Origin of the sequence: Streptomyces sp. NPDC059169 (assembly GCF_042755225.1) — a bacterium.
Lineage (GTDB): Bacteria > Actinomycetota > Actinomycetes > Streptomycetales > Streptomycetaceae > Streptomyces.
Window position 1 is genome coordinate 69,435 of sequence record NZ_JBHZCF010000004.1, and the last position, 17,845, is coordinate 87,279.

Annotated in this window: 18 protein-coding genes and 3 pseudogenes; 11 read left to right on the top strand and 10 right to left on the bottom strand. The window is 67.4% G+C overall.

All coding sequences use genetic code 11. From position 1 onward, the window contains the following. Window positions 1-7: 7 nt before the first annotated feature. A pseudogene (locus ACFXOM_RS08890) lies at window positions 8-200 on the top strand (IS982 family transposase); the annotation flags it as partial. A 616-nt stretch (window positions 201-816) separates the two neighbouring features. On the opposite strand, the gene ACFXOM_RS08895 reads toward ACFXOM_RS08890, so the two are convergent. The 3 genes from ACFXOM_RS08895 to ACFXOM_RS08905 form a co-directional block, all read right to left on the bottom strand. Further along, the gene (locus ACFXOM_RS08895; RefSeq protein ID WP_384947687.1) at window positions 817-1,056 is read right to left on the bottom strand and encodes a nucleotide disphospho-sugar-binding domain-containing protein; all 240 of its coding nucleotides are present in this window, start codon (window positions 1,054-1,056) and stop codon (window positions 817-819) included. 197 nt (window positions 1,057-1,253) lie between these two features. Then, window positions 1,254-2,234, bottom strand: coding sequence for a serine/threonine dehydratase (locus tag ACFXOM_RS08900; protein WP_384947645.1), 981 nt, complete (start codon window positions 2,232-2,234; stop codon window positions 1,254-1,256). A 237-nt stretch (window positions 2,235-2,471) separates the two neighbouring features. Continuing rightward, window positions 2,472-4,418 carry a BTAD domain-containing putative transcriptional regulator gene (locus ACFXOM_RS08905; protein ID WP_384947647.1) on the bottom strand — a complete coding sequence of 649 codons (1,947 nt, stop codon included), beginning with the start codon at window positions 4,416-4,418 and terminating at the stop codon, window positions 2,472-2,474. Between the two features lie 133 nt (window positions 4,419-4,551). Here ACFXOM_RS08905 and ACFXOM_RS08910 point away from each other — a divergent pair, with 133 nt between their 5' ends. The 6 genes and pseudogenes from ACFXOM_RS08910 to ACFXOM_RS08935 form a co-directional block, all read left to right on the top strand. Next, entirely contained in the window at window positions 4,552-5,430 is an 879-nt protein-coding gene (locus tag ACFXOM_RS08910) for an alpha/beta fold hydrolase (protein WP_384947650.1), read from the top strand. Between the two features lie 622 nt (window positions 5,431-6,052). Continuing rightward, the gene (locus tag ACFXOM_RS08915) at window positions 6,053-6,505 is read left to right on the top strand and encodes a VOC family protein (protein WP_384947651.1); all 453 of its coding nucleotides are present in this window, start codon (window positions 6,053-6,055) and stop codon (window positions 6,503-6,505) included. A gap of 556 nt (window positions 6,506-7,061) precedes the next feature. Next, window positions 7,062-8,504, top strand: a complete 1,443-nt coding sequence (locus ACFXOM_RS08920; RefSeq protein ID WP_384947654.1) for an FAD-binding oxidoreductase — start codon at window positions 7,062-7,064, stop codon at window positions 8,502-8,504. Between the two features lie 87 nt (window positions 8,505-8,591). Continuing rightward, complete coding sequence (locus ACFXOM_RS08925) at window positions 8,592-8,723, top strand: hypothetical protein (RefSeq protein WP_384947657.1); 132 nt, start codon at window positions 8,592-8,594, stop codon at window positions 8,721-8,723. Between the two features lie 318 nt (window positions 8,724-9,041). Beyond that, window positions 9,042-10,211: a GDSL-type esterase/lipase family protein gene (locus tag ACFXOM_RS08930; protein WP_384947660.1), complete on the top strand. Its 1,170-nt coding sequence runs from the start codon at window positions 9,042-9,044 to the stop codon at window positions 10,209-10,211. A 23-nt stretch (window positions 10,212-10,234) separates the two neighbouring features. After that, a pseudogene (locus ACFXOM_RS08935) lies at window positions 10,235-10,539 on the top strand (ISAzo13 family transposase); the annotation flags it as partial. Here the strand turns inward: ACFXOM_RS08935 and ACFXOM_RS08940 are convergent. From ACFXOM_RS08940 to ACFXOM_RS08955, 4 genes are all read right to left on the bottom strand, one after another. Continuing rightward, window positions 10,540-10,665 carry a hypothetical protein gene (locus ACFXOM_RS08940; protein ID WP_384947663.1) on the bottom strand — a complete coding sequence of 42 codons (126 nt, stop codon included), beginning with the start codon at window positions 10,663-10,665 and terminating at the stop codon, window positions 10,540-10,542. 213 nt (window positions 10,666-10,878) lie between these two features. Continuing rightward, a complete protein-coding gene (locus ACFXOM_RS08945) occupies window positions 10,879-11,247 on the bottom strand; it encodes a hypothetical protein (RefSeq protein WP_384947666.1) in 369 nt (122 codons plus the stop codon). Further along, the gene (locus ACFXOM_RS08950) at window positions 11,244-11,855 is read right to left on the bottom strand and encodes a TetR/AcrR family transcriptional regulator (RefSeq protein ID WP_384947668.1); all 612 of its coding nucleotides are present in this window, start codon (window positions 11,853-11,855) and stop codon (window positions 11,244-11,246) included. Before ACFXOM_RS08950 ends, ACFXOM_RS08945 begins: the two co-directional genes overlap by 4 nt. After that, the gene (locus tag ACFXOM_RS08955) at window positions 11,848-12,675 is read right to left on the bottom strand and encodes an alpha/beta fold hydrolase (protein ID WP_384947671.1); all 828 of its coding nucleotides are present in this window, start codon (window positions 12,673-12,675) and stop codon (window positions 11,848-11,850) included. The genes ACFXOM_RS08950 and ACFXOM_RS08955 overlap by 8 nt, the downstream gene beginning before the upstream one ends. Window positions 12,676-12,822: 147 nt before the next feature. Here ACFXOM_RS08955 and ACFXOM_RS08960 point away from each other — a divergent pair, with 147 nt between their 5' ends. Then, window positions 12,823-13,362 carry a hypothetical protein gene (locus tag ACFXOM_RS08960; protein ID WP_384947673.1) on the top strand — a complete coding sequence of 180 codons (540 nt, stop codon included), beginning with the start codon at window positions 12,823-12,825 and terminating at the stop codon, window positions 13,360-13,362. A 67-nt stretch (window positions 13,363-13,429) separates the two neighbouring features. Here ACFXOM_RS08960 and ACFXOM_RS08965 read toward each other — a convergent pair whose 3' ends face one another. From ACFXOM_RS08965 to ACFXOM_RS08975, 3 genes and pseudogenes are all read right to left on the bottom strand, one after another. Continuing rightward, window positions 13,430-14,176, bottom strand: coding sequence for an SDR family oxidoreductase (locus ACFXOM_RS08965; RefSeq protein WP_384947675.1), 747 nt, complete (start codon window positions 14,174-14,176; stop codon window positions 13,430-13,432). A 67-nt stretch (window positions 14,177-14,243) separates the two neighbouring features. After that, the gene (locus ACFXOM_RS08970; protein WP_384947678.1) at window positions 14,244-15,314 is read right to left on the bottom strand and encodes an aldo/keto reductase; all 1,071 of its coding nucleotides are present in this window, start codon (window positions 15,312-15,314) and stop codon (window positions 14,244-14,246) included. A gap of 79 nt (window positions 15,315-15,393) precedes the next feature. Further along, window positions 15,394-16,214, bottom strand: a pseudogene (locus ACFXOM_RS08975) (SDR family NAD(P)-dependent oxidoreductase). 20 nt (window positions 16,215-16,234) lie between these two features. Between ACFXOM_RS08975 and ACFXOM_RS08980 the strand changes: the two are divergent. From ACFXOM_RS08980 to ACFXOM_RS08990, 3 genes are all read left to right on the top strand, one after another. Further along, the gene (locus ACFXOM_RS08980; RefSeq protein WP_384947680.1) at window positions 16,235-16,801 is read left to right on the top strand and encodes a TetR/AcrR family transcriptional regulator; all 567 of its coding nucleotides are present in this window, start codon (window positions 16,235-16,237) and stop codon (window positions 16,799-16,801) included. A 114-nt stretch (window positions 16,802-16,915) separates the two neighbouring features. After that, a complete protein-coding gene (locus tag ACFXOM_RS08985) occupies window positions 16,916-17,194 on the top strand; it encodes a hypothetical protein (protein ID WP_384947683.1) in 279 nt (92 codons plus the stop codon). A 98-nt stretch (window positions 17,195-17,292) separates the two neighbouring features. Next, entirely contained in the window at window positions 17,293-17,562 is a 270-nt protein-coding gene (locus ACFXOM_RS08990) for a condensation domain-containing protein (RefSeq protein ID WP_384947690.1), read from the top strand. The last annotated feature ends 283 nt before the right edge of the window (window positions 17,563-17,845 follow it).

The following is a 17,845-nucleotide window of genomic DNA, read 5'->3' on the forward strand; positions in this document are numbered from 1 at the left end:
CTGGTTCATCGACTCGACCCCGGTGGAGTGCGGCCGCTCGCGGCCCACGGTGAAGCGGTCGAACATGAACGGCTTGGCCGGATACGGGTTCTGCGCCAGCCATTCACGGTTCTTCTGGGGCCTGTGGCTGTACCTGGTGTGCGCCCTGACCAGCATGCCGATCCTGTGGGCACTGGCCAACCTCAAGCTGGGCAAGCGCGACGTGGTGATGGCGATGCGGAACCGCGAGCCGGACGCGGTCACCGGCCGGTCCGGCCTGCTGAGCATCGCGGACAAGATCTTCCCCGCCAGGAGTTCGAGGCCGATCTGGCCTTGCGCGGAGCGGCGTTGCTGCGGCCGTCGTCCAAACGGGAGTAGCGCCGCGAGGGCGAGTCAATGGCGCCGACCTATCAGGTGCTGGCTGCACCAATCCACAGGTCTTGACTGTTGCTTCCGCATTTTCCACGCCGACACGAGGTCTGACTGCGGTAGGAATCCGACACCGGTCGGATTCCTACCGCAGTCGTGGTTACCGTCGCAGGGGACGTACGACGCTCAGTGGCAGCTGCCCTGTCCGGGTGAAACACCATCGCGTCAAAGGTGGACCGGGCCTCCTTTGCCCGGTGTGTGGTTGCGGCCCGGGCGAGTGGGAGGCTCGAAAGTCGGGCCGCGATCTGCCGGCCTCGGCCAGGCGCAGAGCGCCGGGGAGGCCGGGCAGGTTCGGGCCCAGGACGATGCCAGAAAGTCACCGTCCAAGGCGGCGCAGCAGCAGCCGGAGCACCTCGTCGGCGGAGTTCATGCTGGCGTTCTCCCTGGCTACTTCGGCGGCACCCCTGGTCAGGGCCGATTCGTCGAGCACCCGCGCGACCGCGGCACCGACCTGGTCGGCCCTGACGACGCTGCACCTGCCTCGGCTACCCGCGCGGCGTTGACGGGTGTGTCCAGGCCCATCGGGAGAAGCACCATCGGGTGGGCCGCACTGAGCGCGGAGAGCGCACTACCCGCTCCCGCGGAGGAGACCACCACGTCTGCTCCGTCGAGCAGTTGGCTCATCGAGACGAAGTCCGCGAGGCGCACTCGCGTGGGGTCGATCAACCTCCCTCAGATCCTCGGAGGAGCGTGGTGCAACGACGACGTTGACGTCCAGCGGAGCCAGGGACCCCTGGATCGCAGCGAGCATCGCGATGCCGGGGACCGGATGCACCCCAGACTCACCCACCGCGGCCCCTTGCTGGACCACGACTTGGATGCCATGACCCCAACTATCCCTCCGGTCACGGTCTCCACGGTAGGAGGGGAACCTCACTCGGTGGAAAGTCTGTGTTGGCTCCCGAGATGACGACGGTTGCACCGTCCGGGAAGTGTTCGGAGTAGGCGATCACCCCAGCGAGAGCAGTGGCTCCGCCGGGTTCGGCCATGATCCGTAGCCGTTGCCAGAGGAGTGTGCGGGCGGTGGCGACAGTATCGTCCGAGACGGTGAGGGTTTTCATGCCGAGCGAGAGACCGACGGCGGTGGCGATGCGGCCCGCCCTGCGGGCACCCAGGCTGTCCACGGCGATCCCGCCGACTTCGACGTCCACGGGTTCTCCTTCTTCCAGCGCCGCCGTGAGCGAGGGCGCGGAGGATGGTTCGACGGCAGTCACGCGGTTGCGCCCCGCCAGTGCGAGGGCGGTCCCCGCGTATAGGCCTCCTCCACCGCACCCGACCAGGACGGGCCGACCCTCGGGCACCTGCTCCGCGAGCTCCAGACCGAGCGTGCCTTGCCCCGCCACGGTCAGCGGGTCGTCATAGGCGTCGACGTGGAAAGCACCCACTCGTCGGGCATGGTCTTGGCTGGCCACGAGTGCATCGGCGTAGAAGCCGTCGACCCGGCGCAGGCGCGCCCCGAGCGATTCGATGATCGCGGTCTTGGCCTTGGGCGCAAAGTCGGGCACAAACACAGTCGCTCGCAGGCCAGCTTCGCGAGCCGCCCAGGCGACGGCGGCCCCGTGGTTGCCCCCCGAGGCGCAGCAGACGCCGGCGGCTGGTGCACCCCGGTCCGTGGTGCGCAGGAGGGCGAGTGCGTTGGACGCGCCGCGGACCTTGAAAGAGCCGGTGTGCTGGAGGAATTCCATTTTCAATGTAACGGGGACGGGGATGTCTAGTTCTCCCGCTGCCACCTGCAGCACGGGTGTGCGGCGGATTACGTTGCGGATCTGTCTGGATGCATCCGCGATGTCGTGTGCAGAGGGGATGGTGACGGGCTGTGCATTCATGGGAGATGTCCAAGCGGGCCGGAAGGCCTCGGAGAGAGGATGGAGGTGTCGGTCGTATCGCTAGTGGGCGCGGGCACCCCGTGAGGTGGACTCGTTGGGAAGAGAGGACCCCGCGCCGCTCTGAGCGTCCACTCACCCTTGCGTCCTCATCCCTGTGCGTCTCCGGCGGGCAGCTTGCCTCCCCGCCCTGAACACGACCCGGCCCCTGGGGCAAGCCCCCGGCTCAAGAGGTGGGCGCTATCGCCGATGGAGGTGCTGATCGAGGGTCGACAGGATGTGGTTGACGGGGCCGAAGGTGATCATGGCGGTCGTTCCGCCCGCGATCTCGCCGCGCAAAGGGGAGAGAGCGGCGTGTGCTTGTGCGGCGAGTGATTCGTCGTGGAGCAGGGTCGCTGTATGTGCGTTGACGGCCCAGAGCGCGTCATACAGGTGGTCGGCGGGGGGTGTGGGCAGGGTGTCGGCGGCGCGGCGGGCCGCCGCGAGGTTGTCGCGGGCGAGGTCGAGGAGAGGCTGGACCCAAGGACGGTACGGGCCCCAGTCCAGGTCGGGGTCCACTGGCGCGGGACGGTGGTGACGCATACGGAGGGAGAGGAGCGCGAGCGGGAAGATGCCGGCTTCCACCCCGGGCATGCCAGCGGTGGCGAGGTCGGTGGCTACGGTGCGATAGGCGTGAGCGACCTCGGCGGCATCGTTTGATCGCTCTGCCAGACACATGGTACGGAAAGCGGCGGTGAGAACGCGAACGAGTGGGGCCTCGTGGAGGGCGGCGAGCCGCTCGGCCGCTTCGACGTGGCGTTGCGCGGTCCCGGTGTCGCCGCGGGCTGCGTAGACCTGGATCTTGATCAGATGGCCGAGAATCTCGAACAGTGGGAGATCATGTCGCGCGGAGAGCTCAATGAGCTCGCCGGCGATGGCGTCGCGTTCGCCGGTGCGCCCGGGGCGCTGGAAGGACTGCACGAATCGGGCGTTGAGCGCGAGTACCAGCACGTTGGGGTCGTGGAGGTCTCGAGCAAGTTGTTCGGCCTCCCTCGCCGCCTCGGCGGCCCACTGATCGCGGGTTCCGCGATGCTCGAGTGCGATGGTGGCGAGGAGCCGGGCTCGAAGCGCTGGTGATACCCCTGGTCCCAGCCGGTGCAGAGTGCGTTGAGTGGTTGCTACCAGGGCCTCGGACCGTCCGGGGTCATCGGCGCGCGTCCAGATGGTGGGGACGTCGTACGCCGCGATCACTCGGGCGGTGAGGCCGGGGTCTCCAGTCCGTTCCGCTTCCGCGGCTGCCGCGGCGCGGTGCTCCTGGGCAAGTACCAGGTTGGTGCCGCCTGTGACCGCGGCGGCCCTGGCCACGGAGCTCATCGATCGCAGCCTTGTGTAGGTCCCTGTCGCTTCTGTGCGCGTGAGTAGGCGCAGCCGGTCCTCGTCCCGGGGTGCGGGCGTGAGGTGCGCAGCGTGCCGGAGGATGTCACGTTCGAGATGGTCGAGACTGTCCACCGATTCCAGTCCGAACTGATCCAGCAGCCTTGCTCGTGCGGCACGCAGCGAGGCCAAAGCGTCGACCTGGCGGCCGACTTGGTAGAGAGCATGGGACAGCAGGACCCAGGCATGCTCCCGCCACGGGTGTGCGGTTGCGAAAGCCTCCAGTTCCGGGATGAGGGGCGCGCCTCGTCCGAGGTCGAGCACCGCTCGGGCGCGCAGTTCGACGGCTTGACAGTGAAGTTCTGTCAAGCGGGCGCGTTCTGGTGCCAGCCAGCGCGAGGCGTCGAGGTCTGTGTACGGCTCGCCCTGCCACCACGAGAGCGCTTCGCTCAGCGCCCTGGCAACCTGGCCGCTGGGTGCGTCGCGCATGTCCGCAAGGGTGTCCTCGAATTGGTAGGCGTCAACGTGTGCCCGTGGAATCCGTAGGGCGTATCCGGTACCAACGGTCTTGATGACCTGCGAGGGGGTTCGCGGGGGACGATCAGGTTCAAGGGCGCGGCGCAGCTCGGCGACGAAGGTTCGGACCGTCCCGGCCGCGGTGGCCGGGGGGTCCTCCCAGAGATCATCGACCAGCACCGAAAGCGGGACGGCCCGGCCCCCGGCCGCGACCAGCCGCCCCAGAAGCTCGCGGCGGCGCTGGCTGCCCACCGCAACAGGGCGGCCCTCGGCATCTCTGACCTCGATCGGTCCGAGCACCCTGATGTGGATCTCCATGTCCTCATTGTCGTCGACTCCGGGCTGCGTTGCTGATCCACTGCTAATCCGGCTCTCCGATCCTTCTTGTCGTTCATACATCTACGCGTGAGCGGCAGTAGCTCACACGTCCAAGAGAGGGATATCGGCAACGATGAGCATCACCATTCCGGGGTTCGAGACCAGGCCGATCGGCGTGGCTGACGGGGTTGAGCTGAATGCGGCGGTCGGCGGAGACGGGCCAGCCCTCGTACTGCTCCACGGCTTTCCTCAGACCCACCTGATGTGGCGGCATGTCGCTCCCATCCTGGCCCAGCATCACACCGTGGTTTGCCCCGATCTTCGCGGCTACGGCGCCAGCAGTAAGCCGGAAGCGGTGAGTGAGGACACCTACTCGAAGCGGACGATGGCCGCGGACACCATCCATCTGGCCGACGCACTCGGGTTCGACCGGTTCGCGCTGGTCGGGCACGACCGCGGCGCACACGTTGCTTTCCGGGCCGGCCTGGATCACCCGAATCGGATCAGCCAGCTGGGATTCCTGGACGTCATTCCCACTTTGGATACCTGGAACGTCCTCAACGGGGTCAACGCGGCAGTCGCCTTCCACCTGTATCTCATGGCCCAGCCGCCCGGTCTGGCCGAGCAGATGATCGCCAACAGCGCCGACGCATTCTTCGGCCACTTCCTCGACGCCTGGTCCACGAGTTCCCACGCGATCCCGGCGGAAGTACGCGCTGAGTACCTACGCGCATGCCGAGACGCAGTTCCGTCGATCGTCGCCGACTATCGCGCCACCGCGACCATCGATATCGCACACGACCAAGTCGACCTTGACGCCGGCAACCAGCTCACCATGCCGGTTACGGTCGTCCAGCAGGACTGGGGTCGGCAGCTGGGGTTCGACGCCGCTGCGACCTGGCGGCCGTGGGCCGCTGACCTTCAGCACTTCACCACCCAGGCGGGTCACTTCATGGCCGAGGAGGCTCCGGAGGACATCGCCACACTCATCCTGAACCTGGTGAAGCGGTGACGTGCGTGGCTGGCCGGTGTCGACCGAACGCGCCAGAGGCCCTATCGAGACCTGGCGACGGAACCACAAGTGGCCCGCCCAACGGATCACCGACGAGCTGGCCGACCCCGGCGATGTGACCAACCGCCGCACCAGCGCCGGACACCTCACGCGGTTGGGGCTGGGAGCGCCAACTCCGCGACCCGAACGGCGAGAACAACCGCAAGCGCGCAGAGCCATCGCCCGGTAGCCCAGCCACATGGTCCACATCGATGTGAAGGAGGTCAGTCGATTCCCCGAAGGCGGAGACTGCCGCATCCACGGCCGTGACAGCGACGTCACAGTCTCAGTACCCCTGGTCCGTGAGCGGTGCTGAAGGACGCCGCACCTCTGGACGGAGTCGTCGTGCGGCTCGCTGGGCTCCCTGTGAGTGCCGGCCGACGCCAACGCCAACGCCTCGCGAGGCTCGACGCCAACGCCTCGCGAGGCCCCGGCCAGGGCGTGGGCCCCGCGAGCCCAGCGAGTTGTCGACAGAAGGCCAGAAGGCACAGCACAACCCCTTCGTCCCGCCATCGCAACCCACCGACCCTGTGCGAACGGCAGGTCGGCAACGATTCAATTCATCAATTCAAGGGAGACATTTGTGCCCATCGGACTTCCGCCTCTCCTCCACGTCGACATCATCGTGGAAGACTCCGACCGTGCCGTCGCCGACTATGAGAACCGGTGGCAGGTCGAGGCGGAGCAGATCACAGATCTGGAGTTCTCCACGGCAGAATTTCACGGGAAGGAGGTCAGCGCTTCCGCCCGCTACGGCTTCATCAGGACGGGTGCCTCGGAGATCGAACTGATCCAGCCGCTCAATGGTCGCTCGCCGTACACGGAGTTCCTCGAACTCCACGGTGAAGGCGTCCACCACCTCGCCTACGTCGTGGCAAGCATCGATCAATATCTCGAATCACTGCGCAGGGCGGGAGAAGCAGTTCGTATCACCTTTGACGCATGGGTCGCAGGGCAGACACGCTTCGTGTATCTCGACGATCTGGCCCATGGGCCGGCCATCGAGCTGATCGAGATGATCGGCAACAACTCCTGACCGTGACACAGTTCCGAGGCAGGCGCGACACCGCAGCGGCTCTCACATGACCGTCGCCGGGCCAATGGTGCGCGAAACAGCCGCCGACGCGCCCGCCTGGGGCACGTGCCAACGGACATGCGTCGGAGAGCCAATGCGCCAACTATCGGAAACCCGTGGGCCCGACACTGTGACCTCCGTGTTCAAGACGAAGACAACCCAATCTGGAATAGCGGGACGGCCAGGCGCTCTACGGTCCCGCTGACCTCAGAGATCTCCTGCTCCTGGGCACCCTTCGCCCGAAACCGAAAAACCATGCCTTCACCGGTGAGGAATTTCGCTCATCGCCCCTTCGCTCGGGAAGTGCGGGCGGCTGATCCGAGGAACGACACCGAAATAAAATTTCCGGACTCTGCCAGCTCTATTTCCGACACATCGCCGAGAGGCCGTCCGGCGGTTTGGAACGCCTCCGCCGACCGGGGTGGATGCTACCGATCTTCGTTGACCGCGCGCCCGGCTCCGGTTCCATGCCGCCGCCGTCAACATCTACACCCGTGAGTGACAAACAGGAGTGACCATGCAGTCTCGTGCCGATGCCCATGCTCGCGACGCAGCCAGCCCCGCCCTACTGGCTGAGCTGCGGTCCAGAATCCCCGCGGGCCGTGTGCTTACCAACGGACCGGAGTATGCAAAAGCAGTGGCGTTGTTCAACGCAGCGGTCGATGTCCGTCCTTCCGTCGTCGTGCGGTGCGCGACTACCGCTGACGTGCAGGCTGGGATACGCGCGTCTCGCAACCATGGGGTGCCGCTGTCGGTGCGTGGCGGGGGTCACGACTTCTGGGGGCGGGCGTTCCGTCCCGGTGGACTGGTTCTCGATCTGACCGATATGCGGGGAGTTCAGGTCGACATCGGCCGCCGTGTCGCGACGGTGGGTGGCGGGGCGCTCTCGTCCGACGTCGTATCCGCCGCTGAGAGGGCGGGCCTGACTGCCGTCACCGGAACGGCTGGCGCCGTCGGCATGGTCGGTCTCACGCTCGGAGGCGGATACGGCCCCCTGATCGGGCAGTTCGGGCTGGCAGCCGACAACCTGCTCGGCGCCGAAGTAGTCCTAGCCGACGGTTCACGAGTGAACACCGACGCCGAACATCATCCGGACCTCTTCTGGGCGTTGCGCGGCGGCGGCGGCAACTTCGGTGTTGTGACCTCGGCGCGGATCCGTCTGCACCCCGTGCCGACAGTGGTGTCGGGAACCATCTTGTACCCGATCGCCCAGAGCGCCGACATTCTCGCCAACCTCGGTGGGATCCTTCAGGACTGCCCGGATGAGCTGACGGTGGACGTGGGGTTCCTTCCTGGCCCGGACGGGAAGCCGACGGTGTACGTCGCGCCGACCTGGTCAGGGGATATCGAGGCGGGGAACGCCGAGAACGGGCCGGTGCGTGCCCTGGCCAGACTCGGTACACCCGTGCTGGCCGAGGTTGGACCTGTCGCCCGTTCCTCGGCACTAGCCGCGACGGATGCCATGTTCCCCCCCGGGCGGATGGGCGCTATGCGCACGCGCACCGTCCAGACCATTTCCGGCTCCATCGCGACCGTCCTGGACCGGGCTGCCCGGGAGTTCACCTCACCGTTCTCCGCGATCGTGTGGCATCACTTCCATGGTGCCGCCACCCGTCTGCCCCTCGGCTCGACAGCTTTCGGCCGACGCGAACCGCACCTGATGGTCGAGCTGATCTCCTTGTGGGAGGACCGCGAAGGTCAGGACAACGCAGGAGGTGGCGACGGTAGGTCCTCGCACCTACGCTGGCTGGAACAGCTGCACGCGGCGCTTGAGCCATTCTCGTTGCCGGGCGGCTACGTGAACTTCCTGGGGCCGGAGACTCCCGACCAGGTTGAAGAGTCCTACGGGCCGAACACCGAACGGCTGCTCGCCGTGAAGTCTGCGGTCGACCCGGACTCCGTCTTCGCCGCCACGCCGCTCCCCAGCGGGACTGCCGGGGCCGATTCCAGGCCCGTGTGAGGCGTGCAAAGGGAGCAGGGGGTTGATGGCGGCCCCGCCAGAGAACGGCACCGGATCGTCGGACCGTTCTCCGAGCAATGCGACAGGGTGGATACTCATTCGCACGAATACCATGAGGACGAGAAGGCGCTGGGTACTCAGATCGAGCACGGCATCATCTGCGGCAGCCGACGCGGTGCCACCGTGTTCATCCATCAGTCCGAGCAGCTCTCCCCCTGAGGCAGCGGCGGAAAGCGTTGACCGTGTGGTGCGGACTATTAGCGACGTCATTCATGCCGGCGGGAGAACCTGAAACAGACGACTCCCTTTGCCAAAGACAGAGGCATCACATGCCCTGCCCCGGCCTGCTGTCCATCGCGGACAAGAGCCCCTCCAAGGAGTCCGAGGCCCCTCTGGCCTTGCGCGGAGCGGCGCTACTACGGTCGCCGTCCAAACGGGAGAAGCGCTGCGAGAGCCCCTGACCGGCCACATCACCCCGCGACGGGATCCCCCATCCCGACCCGACACCACACCCCAGAATGAAAAGGCATTGAGACAATGAGTACCGAACAGAATCTGATCACCACCTCCGACACCGCCGCCTTCCTGCGCGGACACCTCGACGTGGAAGAAACTGCCCACGGCCTGCTGCCGCACCGTCTGCCTGCCTGGGCGCGCCGCCAGATCCCCGACGACCGGCTGGCCGTGGCCGAGGCCCAGCCTTCCGGCGTCCGGCTGGCTTTCCGTACCAGCGCCACCACCATCCGCCTGGACACCTTGCCCACCAAACGCGTCTACCGGGGTTTCCCGCCCCCACCGGACGGCGTCTACGACCTCCTGGTCGACGGCCGCCTCACAGCCCAGGCCACCGTGGACGGCGGGAACCTGCGCACCATCACCGATATGCAGACCCAGACCGCGGAATTCACCCCGGGCCCCGCCGGTACCGCCCATTTCACCGACCTGCCCGCCGGCGAGAAGGACATGGAGATCTGGCTCCCGCACGCGGAGATCACCGAGGTCATAGCCCTTCGTACCAACGCCCCTGTCGAGCCGACCCCGGACAAGGGGCGCCGGGTGTGGCTGCACCACGGCAGCTCCATCAGCCACGGATCCAACGCCGTCTTCCCCAGCACCATCTGGCCTGCCCTGGCCGCTTCCGCAGGCGATGTGGAGCTGATCAACCTCGGATTTGGCGGCAGCGCCCTGGTCGACCCGTTCACTGCCCGCGCGATGCGCGACACTCCGGCCGACCTGATCAGCGTCAAGCTCGGCATCAACGTCGTCAACGGCGACGCCATGAGCCTGCGCGCTTTCGCCCCCGCCATCCATGGCTTTCTCGACACCATCCGCGAGGGCCACCCCACAACCCCGTTGCTCCTGGTCTCCCCTGTCCTGTGTCCGACCCACGAGAACACGCCCGGACCTCTCATGCCGGACCTCTCCAGTGGAACCCTGAAGTTCAAGGCCACCGGTGATCCGGCCGAGACCCGCGCCGGACGGCTGACGCTCACGATCGTCCGCGACGTCCTGGCCGACATCGTCAAGCAGCGATCCGTCGAGGACCCCAACCTCCACTACCTCGACGGACTCGATCTCTACGGCGAGAGCGACCACGAAGAGTTCCCCCTGCCGGACGCGATCCACCCCAGCCCCGAAGGGCACCGCCGCATCGGCGAGAACTTCGCCAAGCTCGTCTTCGCAAACAACGGCCCCTTCGCCATCTGAACGAGCGGCAGCGGCGGCTGGCTCTGGCTACCGAGGCCCGACCGATCGGGCCCGGCGGCGTACGGGCGGTGGCGCGGATCGCGCAGGTCAGCGGCATCGCCCGTCCGGCGTGGAGTGTCGGAGCTGGAAGCGGGGGCGGCCGCTGCCGGAGGGCCGAACGCGTGCACCGCGCGGAGGCTGCAGGCGCGCCGGAGCCAACGAACGGGACCTGCCCGAAGCCCTGTTGAGCCTGGCCGAGCCGGACGAACGCGGTGACCCGATGTCGCTGCTACGTTGGACCACGAAGTCACTGCGGAACCTGGTCGGCGAGCTGACCCGGCCGGGGCACTCAGCGCGCCCCGGCGGCCCGTACCGGTTCCCGGACCGTGAGGTGAAGGGGTGCGAAGGCGAAGTTGTAGTAGTAGGCCTTCTTATCGGGCTTGCTGAGGCTGCGCCGGGCCAGCGCCGACCACATCCGGTGGGGAGCCCGCCCTGGTGGTCGAACTCGGCAACGGCCGGCAGCCGCACCGCTGCTCAGGGGGAGACATGAGCCTCTCCGCCCGCTTCCGCAGGAGATCATCTCCTCCCAGGCTTCGTCTGGGGCGCGCGCGGACATGCTCTCGATCCGTGAACAAGCCCATCGTGAACTGTGACGTGGGGACAGCCAGGGTGCGTGTCGAGTCGTGATCTAGTGGTGCAGCAGCCAACGCCAGCGGGGTTGTTCCAGCACGACCGACGTCGCGGCCAGCGCTGTCGCGACAACTGCCGCCCACGTGGGCCATGCGAACCACGGTGCCACGGCTGCGGCGCTCACTTCGAGGAGCACGAGCAGGAGCATCGCCGCGCCGGGAACCGCCACCGGCGGGTCGAACGGGCGGTCGCCGGGTGTCCCGACGACCGCCGGCAGTCCGATCAGCAGGACCAACGCGGCGATCGAGACTGCCCAGTCGACTCGGTACAGCGCCCACGGGGTGGCCGTCCAGCCGATCAGTTCGGTCAGGAACCGCAGCCCGGAGGCGGCGTTGGTGCGGTTCGGGGAGTCGGCGGCCTGGGTCATGATCCCTCCGCGGCATGGAGCGGCGCGGTGTCGGGCCCGCCGTCGGCGACCTCGGCCTGCATGCCGCTGATGAGCGTGTCGACGACGAACCGGTAGCTGTCGGCGGTGTCGCGCTCCATCCGGAAGGCATCGTCGTTTTCGAGGCCGACGAAGCCGTGGATGACGGTGCGCAGGGCTCGAACCGCATCGATGGCGCGTTCGTCGGTCAGCCCGAATCCGGCGACCGCGTCGACCAGGATCTGCACCGCTTCGGAGGCCACGGCCTGGTGTTCCTCGTCTTCGGGGCGCGGGGCGCGGACGCTGGCGGCGTATCGGCCGGGGTGGTCGAGGGCCCACTTCCGGTACGTCTCGGCGATCGCGCGGACCGCGTCCGGACCGGACCGGCCGACCGCGGCCCGGGTCAGGACGGCGCCGATGTCGCGGACGGCTTGGAGGCCGACGCCCCGCTGGAGGGCGTCCAGCGAATCGACGTGCTTGTACAGGGAGGGTGTCCGCACGCCGACCCGCTCGGCCAGCAGGCCCATGGTCAACCCGGGGAAGCCGACCTCGTCGGCGAGTTCCGACGCGGCCGCGATGACCGTGGCCCGGTCGAGTCCGGCTCTAGGCACGGGCCGTCTCCAGGAACGAGCGCACCAGGCCGACCACCGCTGTCGGGCATTGGACCTGCGGGTAGTGGCCTGCCCCCGGGAGCATCTCGAGCCGGCCGACGCCCTCCGGCAGCGCGGCCACGATGGCTTCGCCCTCAGCCTTCGGGTCACCCCAGTCGGGGTCGAGGGTGCCCATGACGACCAGGACCGGGCAGTGCACGTTGCCGAGTTGGGCACCGGCGTCAGCGGCGCTGTTCATCTGCTTCTGCAGGGCCTTCATCCGGCCCGGCTCGTGCAGCATCGCGTCGGTGCGCTCAAGGCTCGCGGCCCAGTCCGCCGGGCGCGGCTCCGGGGTCGCGATCTCCAGGTACTTCCGCCATTGCTTGTGGCTGCCGAGCATCGCGACGGCCGAGATCGCCGTCGCTGCCTTGCGGTAGCGGGACACGCCCAGGGCGCTCAGCGAGAGCTCCACCTTGCGGGTGAACGGCGCCAGTTCGACGACGGCGCTCACGAGCGCCGGCGCCTTGGCTGCGGCGATCGTCGCGGCACCGCCGGAGATGGAGTGGCCGACCAGCACCGCGGGACCGCCGAGGTGCTCGATCAGTGCGATCAGGTCGGCGGCAATATCGGTGCGGGTGTAGGACGGCCACGTCGCGGTCGACTCGCCGCTGCCTCGCAGGTCCACGGCCGCGACCCGGTAACCGGCGGCCACCAGCTCCGGGACCATGAACCGATAGGCGTCGCGGCTCTGGCCGATCCCGTGCGCAAGCACCATCAGCGGCCCGGAGCCGGTCACCTCGTAGGCGAGGGTGCCGCCTTCCACGTTCAGTAGCTCAGTCATGTCGACTTCCTTAGCTAATGTAGATAGCCAAAAAGCTACGTCGATTAGCCGCAGTGGTCAAGGTCAGTGTGTGAGGATCCATGGCAAGCCTGGTGAGAAGCCGTTGTCCTTCCGGATCTGATCACCGAGTTTCCGCTGTTCAGGCGAATGGCTACGGGGCCGTCGTGGGGCGATCAGTTCGTCCTCGACTATGCGGAGCAGTCGGTTGCGTCGGTGGTGGGATTGTTGGAGGGGCGGGGGCTGCTGCCCGGGTGCGGGTGGATGCCTCAGTTGGAGGCGGGCCGGTACCTGCCCCAACTTGCCGCGGTCGAGGGGGTATTGGAGTGGCGGGTGATCGCTCGGGTGGACACGGCCGTGGCTCTGGCCGCCCACCATGATGCGGCCGCGCAGGAGGCGCCGGAGCCGATGTCGCCAACCGGCACTGGTCCACCGCAGCAAGGCCGTCCCGTCCCGGCTTGCCGAAACGCCGAGCGCGTCGAACTGCACCCGATGCCCGTATACAGCCCCGAACCGCATCGCGACGAGCTGTTGAACGCTGATCTGAAGCACCACGCCCACGGAGCCCGAGCCGCCTCACCCGACGGTCTCGCCCACGACACCCGCCGCTTCCTGCGTCGACGCCAGAAACAGCCCCACATCGTCTGCGGCTACTTCACCGCCCGCCACGTTCGCTACGCGATCCAGTAGGAAACCTGACAGTTCCGGCTCAATAAGAACGCAGCGATCGGTCCGCTCCAGCGAATCCTCCTCATTCTCAGAGCTGGGTTTCGCCCCCGTCCACGGCCAGCTCGATGCCCGTGGTGTACGTGGCATCGAAAGCGAGGAATGCGGCAGCCCTGGCGAACTCCTCGACGGTTCCGTAACGCCCCATGGGATTGCTTGCGATCCGTTCCTTCCTGAACTCGGATATGGCCTCCTTGGGCAAATTCATTGTCTCCAGAATCCCCGAGTCGATGGGGCCGGGGCTGATCGCGTTGACACGAATCCCTCGCGGAAGTAGCTCGCCGGAGAAAGTTCGGGCCATCGAGCGCAGTGCAGCTTTGCCGGCCGCGTAGACGCTCATGTCCACCTTGCCGATGACGTTCGCGATCGAGGTGGTGAGGACGACGCCGGCGTTCGTGCTCAGCAACGGGGCAAGCCTCTGCAGAGTGAAGAAGGCACCCTTGACGTTGATCGCGAAGAGCTCATCATACATTTCCTCGGTCGTCGACCTAAGTGGCGTGAGGGGCGAAATTCCGGCGTTGACGAACAGGGCTTCGATCGAACCAAGCTCGGTCTTCACGAGGTCGGAGAGCATGTTCAGGTCGGACAGTGAGGCCACATCGCCTCGGAAAGTGACGGCATGTGCACCGAGCCGCTTGCCCGCTGCGTCGAGCTTGTCCTGAGAGCGGCCGGTAACTACTACGCGGGCTCCGCCATGCACTAGAAGGTCCGCGAGCGCGAGTCCCATGCCGCTACTGCCACCCGTGATCACCACATTCTTGTCGTGGTACTGACTCATGCCGAGTTGCTCCGTCTAATTGTCGAAAGGGTGGTGTAAAGCCGGATCCTGCTTTTCCTGAGGTGAATCACCGGCGGGTTTCGATCTTCATGTCGCCTGTGGTGATCGTGCGGATGTGGTCACTGGCGAGCAGACCGTGCGGGTTGCCGAGGTCGATGGCGCTGACCTCATTGAGGCGGGCCAGTTGGGAAGGAGTGAGGTCGACCTGCAGGGCGCCCAGATTGTCCTCCAACTGCGTGACGGTGCGGGCGCCGATGATCGGCGCCGTCACATGCGGGGAGTGCAGAGCCCAGGCCAGTGCGACCTGGGCGGGTGTGCAGCCTAGGTCCGAGGCCACCTCCCCTACCACATCGGCGATGGCCAGGTTACGGTCGGTTACCCATCCCAGGGCGGCGTTGAGGCTCCTGCGATTGCTGGTGCTTTCCCCGGTGACCGGACCTGCCGGGTTCTGGTCCTCCCGGCTGTATTTGCCGGTGAGCACCCCACCTCCCAGCGGGGAGAAGGAGACCACGGCCAGTCCCATCTCGCGTGCCATCGGGATCAGGTCACGCTCCGCGGTGCGCTCGATCAGGCTGTACTCGATCTCCAGCGCGACCAGCGGCGACCAGCCGCGCAGATCGGCAATAGCCTGCATGCGCGACACCTGCCAGGCGGGGGCGCTGGAGATCGCCACGTACAGCACCTTGCCCTGCCTCACCAGGTCATCGAGGCCGCGCAGGATCTCCTCCACCGGCGTCCTGAAGTCCCAGACGTTCAGATAGAGCAGATCGATGTAGTCCGTGTCCAACTGTCGCAGACTGGCTTCTACAGACGCCAACATGCTCTTGCGGTGCGTGCCCCCGGAATTGGGGTCGCCGGGCTGGCGCAGCGTCGAGTACTTCGTCGCCAGCACCAGACTCTCGCGATTACCGCGGGCGAACTCGCCCAGCAGCCGCTCGGAGCTGCCGTTGGTGTAAGTACTGGCGGTGTCGAAGAAGTTGCCGCCGAGCTCGGTGTAGCGGTCGAAGAGCTTGCGCGCCTCCTCGCGGTCGGCGCCCCAACCCCATTCCGTGCCGAAAGTTGCCGCACCCAGCGCCAGTGGCGAGACCCGCAGTCCGGAACGGCCCAGCAGCCGGTAGGTGTCGAGAGTACGTGACATCAGACTTCTCCTAATAGTTGTGGTGTGTGGTGTCGGGGACCGGTGGCAGACATGTGTCCGTGTTTCGGCCGTCGAGCCCCTACCTGCCAGCCACGGAGGCGTCCTGACCGCTGACGTAGCCGGCGACGTCCGACGTGAGGAAGGCGACGACCTCCGCGACTTCCTGGCTTGATCCGAAGCGTTCGAACGCGATCTTCGTGCGCATGACCTCACGACCGCTCTGAGGCAATCCCACCTCGTCGAAGAGAGGGGTCGCGGTCGTTCTGGGGCTCACGGCGTTGACGCGGATCCTGCACGGGGCCAGTTCCGGGGCGAGCGAGGGCAGCATCGCCAAACAGGACGCCGCGCGTCGCCACCCCAAGCGTGGCGCCGGGGCTACCGCGTCGGGCTCCGGGCGACGCCCACCGTGAGGACAATTGCTCCGCCGTCGCTCGAGCGGAAGCCCCTTCTGGAAGGTGAAGTACTCGCCCGTGAAGTCGACGCTGACCTGCTCGTCGAGCGACTCCTCCGTCGCGTCGGCAACCGGTGCAGGCCGGAAGTCCCCGGCGCTGAGGAGGAGCAAGTCGAGAGAGCCGAAACGTTTGGCCACCGTTGCCACGAGATCGTCGGTGCCGGCCAGGACACGCGCGTCCGATTCGATGCGAGTACGTCGCCGGGAAGCTCGGCCCGTGCTCGCCCAAGGGAGTCGGGGTTCTGCCCGGCGACGGCGACGCGGCAGCCACGGGCGTGCAGTAGTCCAGCAGTCGCTCTACCGATTCCGGTCGTACCGCCGGTGATGAGCGCTGCGGGCATGGCGAGCCTTTCGTTTGGCGGACAGGTCGCGATAATCGGGGAGCTCCCCGTTTCGCTCACTGTACAGTAACGGAGACGTCCCCGGTTCGTCCGAGGCACCTCACCCATCACTCTGGATCGCGAAGGTCATGACACCTCCACGAAGCCCCCTGCGCACCGATGCCCAACGCAACCGCCAGCACCTGATCGCCACCGCCACCGAGGCTTTCGCCTCCGGACGGGCGGTCTCGCTGGACGCAATCGCCAAACGCGCGGGCGTGGGGAACGCGACCCTGTACCGGCATTTCCCCACCCGCGAGGATCTGATCGAAGAGGTCTACCGCGATCAGATCCGCCCGCTGCGTGATGACGCGCTCTTCCTCCTGGAAACCGAGCGACCCGCACAGGCCCTGCACGCCTGGATGCGACGCTTCGCCGAATGGGCGGGCGAGCGGCGAAGCGTCTGCGAAGCTCTCGTCGCGATGAGCGCTTCCGGACGCTTCGGCACCGGACCGGTCTGCGACCAGATTCAGCAAGTCCTGGGGATGATGCTCAAAGCCGGCGCCGAAGCGGGGGAACTGCGCAGCGACATCGATCCGGTCGATGTCGGCAGCATCCTCGCCGGTGTCCTTTCCGTGGCTGGCGCTCCCGAGCAGCGCACTCAACTAGACCGCATGCTGAAAGTCGTCATTGACGGGCTCACGGCTCGGTCCTGATGGCAGGGCGATTGCCACGTTCGTTGATCGTGCGTTGGTGCAGGGCAGTTGAGTCCGAGGACGGCCAGTGGGCGCTTGTAGGGGCGGAGGGCTGTCGTGCGGAGTGCGGCGGCGATGGTGGGGTGGCCTGCGGTGCGGCTGCGCGCCGAGTCGCTCGACGCGCGCGCCCGAACCGCGCTGGACGCCCCCGCCCACACCGCCGTGGCCGCCGCGGCAGGAGGCCCGCGCCTCACGGAGACCCAGCGGGCACTGTGGTTCATCCAGCGCAGCGACCCGCGCAGCTACGCCTACAACATCACCCGTGCCTTCACCCTGACCGCAGACGTCGACCGGCTGACGCGCGCTCAACGCCGTCGTCGCCCGGCACGCCTCACTGCGGCTGAGAGTCCGTGACGTCGAGGGGCCCCGGTCGCCGAAGTACGGCCCGAAGCGGCGGTCGCCCTTGACGTCGTGGACGCGGCGAGCTGGACCGACGCCGAGTCGGGAGGTGGATAGCCCGGCGGGCGACCAGGCCATTCGACTTCGAACGCGACTGGCTGGTACGGGCCCGGATCCTGCTGCGTGGCGACGCGCAGGTCCTCGTCCTCTCCCTGCATCACCTCGTCTGCGATGTCTCGTCGCTGTCGGTGCTGCTTGCCGGGCTGACCCAGGAGTACGCACGCGGCGCGTACTCGCGGGACACTCCCGCACCGGCCGCTCCGTACAGTGCGCTGCCGGTCGAGCTGGAGTCCGCCGCGCTCACCCGCGCCGACGCACTGTAGGCGTTCTGGCGCGCGGAGCTGGACGGCGAACTGCCCGTCCTGGCACTTCCGTCGTGACCCCACCGACGAGGCTGGGCGGGGACGACCTGTCGTTTCGGGTGCCCGCCGACGCTCGGTACGTGCTGCGCAGCCTGATCCGCACGTAGGGTTCGGGGTGGTTCCGCCCGTCCGCGGAATCCGGCCGGGGGGCACCCCCCACGGCGGGGGGGGGGGGTGTGTTCTTTCCCCGCCCCAAAACCACCCCCCCCCACCCCCCCCCCCCACCACCTTCGTTTCCTCCGCC